Below are 2,634 nucleotides of genomic sequence, written 5' to 3'. Positions count from 1 at the left end.
GGCCTGGGCCCCACTGAACACGCGCCCATCGGCGAAGGCCCGCACCGCCTTGGTCTCGAGCTGGCGCCCTTCAGCCACGGCGTCCACGAATTGCTGGTAGCTGGAGTCGATCAGGCTCTGCAGCAGCTCCCGTTCCGCCTCGCTCAGGGCCCGATCCGGCGAGAGGATGTCTTTGTAGAGGCCGCTCTTCACCGTTTCGAAGCTCACGCCGAGCCGCTTCAGCAGCTTCGAGAGGTTGTTGCCCCGCAGGATCACGCCGATCGAGCCGGTGATGCTGCCGGGGTTGGCCACGATCTTCTCGGCCGCCACGCCGATGTACACCCCCCCGGAGGCGGAGATGTTGCCGAAACTGGCCWMYAMSMGRCAGNNCTTCTGACGCAGCCGCAGCAGGGCGGCATGGATCTCCTGGCTGTCGCCCACCGTGCCGCCGGGACTGTCGATCCGCAGCAGCAGGGCCGGGCACTCCCGTTGCTCCACCTGGCGCAGGGCCTTCAGCACCCTGGTGCGCGTGCCCCCGCCGATGGGGCCTTCGATGGCGATCCGCGCCATGGTGCGGCGTGTCTTGCGGCGCCAGGGCCAGACCATGGAACTCTTGTGTGGTTGCCGGATCTTAAAAAGAAGCCTCCACCGGCCTTGAAAACCGCCCCCATGCCCCAGGCCCTGCGCTGGCTGCTGATGCTGTTGCCGTTCGCCCTCTGGGGCACGGCGATGGCGGCCATGCGCCCGCTGCTCAGCGACGGCGGGCCCCTGCTGGTGGCCACCCTGCGGCTGCTGCCGGCCGGGGTGCTGCTGCTGCTGGCGGCGCTGCTGCTGGGCCGTCCCCTTGCCATCCAACGCGCTGACTGGCCCTGGCTGCTCGCCTTCGCCCTGGTGGACGGGGCCCTGTTCCAGGGCTTGCTGGCCCGGGGCCTGGTGCAGACCGGGGCTGGCCTGGGCTCGGTGCTGATCGACTCCCAGCCCCTGCTGGTGGCCCTGATGGCCCGCAGCCTGTTCGGCGAGGCGATCAACCCGGTGGGCTGGCTGGGGCTGGTGCTCGGGCTGCTGGGCATCCTCTGCCTGGGTCTGCCGGCCGCCGTGCTGCGCCACTGGTGGCTGGAAGGACCCCTGGTGCTGGATCAGCGGGCCTGGAGCCATGGCGAGCTCTGGATGCTGGCTGCGGCGGTGGCGATGGCGGTGGGCACGGTGCTCTGCCGCTATGCCGTGCGCCACAGCGATCCGCTGGCGGTCACCGGCTGGCACATGCTGCTCGGGGGCCTGCCGCTGCTGGCGCTGCATGGGGCGCCGCTGCTGGCCTCGGGTGGCCCCTGGCTGCCGGCCTGGTCGTCGCTGCAGTGGGGCCTGATGGCCTACGCCAGCCTGCTGGGCAGCGCCCTGGCCTACGGCTTGTTCTTCTGGTTCGCGAGCAGCGGTGATCTCACCGGCTTCACCGCTCTCACCTTCCTGACTCCCGTGTTTGCCGTGCTCTGTGGGGTGGTGTGGCTGCAGGAGCGGCTCTCGCCGCTGCAGTGGCTGGGGGCCGGCCTGGCGATGGTGTCGGTGCTGCTGATCAACCGCCGCCAGCAGCTCTGGGGAGGACCGCTCTGATGCGGATCCTGGTGGTGAACACCCCGATGGGCCCCCTGGGCAGCGGCGCCGGTGGCGGTGTGGAGCTCACGGCCCTCTCCCTGGTGGCGGGGCTGCTGCAGCGCGGCCACCAGGTGATGGTGCTGGCCGCCGAGGCCTCCCGGCTGCCGCCCAGCTGCGGCGGCGCTGAGCTCTGGCTGGAGCGGGGCGAGGCCCAGCCCAGCTGCCAGCACCAGGAGCGCCACAGCCCCGTGCTGATCCCGGCCGATGGCCTGCTGCCCCGCCTCTGGCGACGGGCCCTGAGCGAGCAGCATCGCGCCGATGTGATCCTGAACCTCGCCTATGACTGGCTGCCGCTCTGGCTCACGCCCCACGTGACCACGCCCCTGGCCCACCTGATCAGCATGGGATCGGTGGGCGAGGCGATGGATGCGGTGATCGCTGAGGTGGCGGCCCGCCAGCCGGGGCGCCTGGCCTTTCACACCGCCGCCCAGGCCGCCGATTTCAGCCTGCCGGCAGCGCCGCGGCTGGTGGGCAACGGTTTCGATCTGGATCAGTACGGCTTCAATTCCCAGCCGGAGCGGCTGCTGGGCTGGGCCGGCCGCATCGCCCCCGAGAAGGGCCTGGAGGATGCGGCGGCCGTGGCGGCCCAGCTGCAGATTCCCCTGGCGGTGTGGGGTCTGCCCCAGGATCCGGCCTATGCCCGCTGGGTGGAGAGCTCCGTGCCCCCCGGCACGCTGCAGTGGCGGGGGTTTCTGCCCACCGAGCAGTTGCAGCGCGAGCTGGGGCGCTGCGCGGTGCTGCTCAACACCCCGAAGTGGAACGAGGCCTTCGGCAACGTGGTGGTGGAGGCCATGGCCTGTGGTGTGCCGGTGGCCGCCTATGCCCGCGGTGGCCCGGGGGAACTGGTGCAGGAGGGGCTTACCGGTGCCCTCGCGGCCGCCGATGACCGGGCGGCCCTGGCGTTGGCCACCGAACGGGCGCTGGGGGTGGAGCGGGCGGCCTGCCGACGCTGGGCGGAGCGCCACTGCTCGCGGGCGGTGTTCGCCGAGCGGATCGAGGGCTGGCTGG

General features: G+C 71.7%; 3 protein-coding genes. 2 read left to right on the top strand and 1 reads right to left on the bottom strand.

Annotated features, from left to right (window positions below; genetic code table 11):
* Positions 1–585: signal peptide peptidase SppA (gene sppA / locus IQ216_RS13210; protein WP_193815836.1), on the bottom strand; the 585-nt coding region annotated here is incomplete at its 3' end.
* Positions 586–648: 63 nt separating this feature from the next.
* Between sppA and IQ216_RS13205 the strand changes: the two genes are divergently transcribed.
* Positions 649–1,584, top strand: coding sequence for a DMT family transporter (locus IQ216_RS13205; protein ID WP_193815835.1), 936 nt, complete (start codon positions 649–651; stop codon positions 1,582–1,584).
* On the top strand, positions 1,584–2,634 hold a 1,051-nt coding region (locus IQ216_RS13200), incomplete at its 3' end, for a glycosyltransferase (protein WP_193815834.1). The genes IQ216_RS13205 and IQ216_RS13200, both read left to right, overlap by 1 nt.

This window comes from Cyanobium sp. LEGE 06143 (assembly GCF_015207535.1).
Taxonomy (GTDB): Bacteria; Cyanobacteriota; Cyanobacteriia; order PCC-6307; family Cyanobiaceae; genus NIES-981.
The sequence above is the reverse complement of the archived record's forward strand: the minus strand, read 5'-3'. Positions and strand labels throughout refer to the sequence as shown.

What these genes read in the sequence shown, in the direction of transcription:
- IQ216_RS13205 (WP_193815835.1), top strand. Translation starts at nt 649, where the DNA reads ATGCCCCAGGCCCTGCGCTGGCTGCTGATGCTGTTGCCGTTCGCCCTC.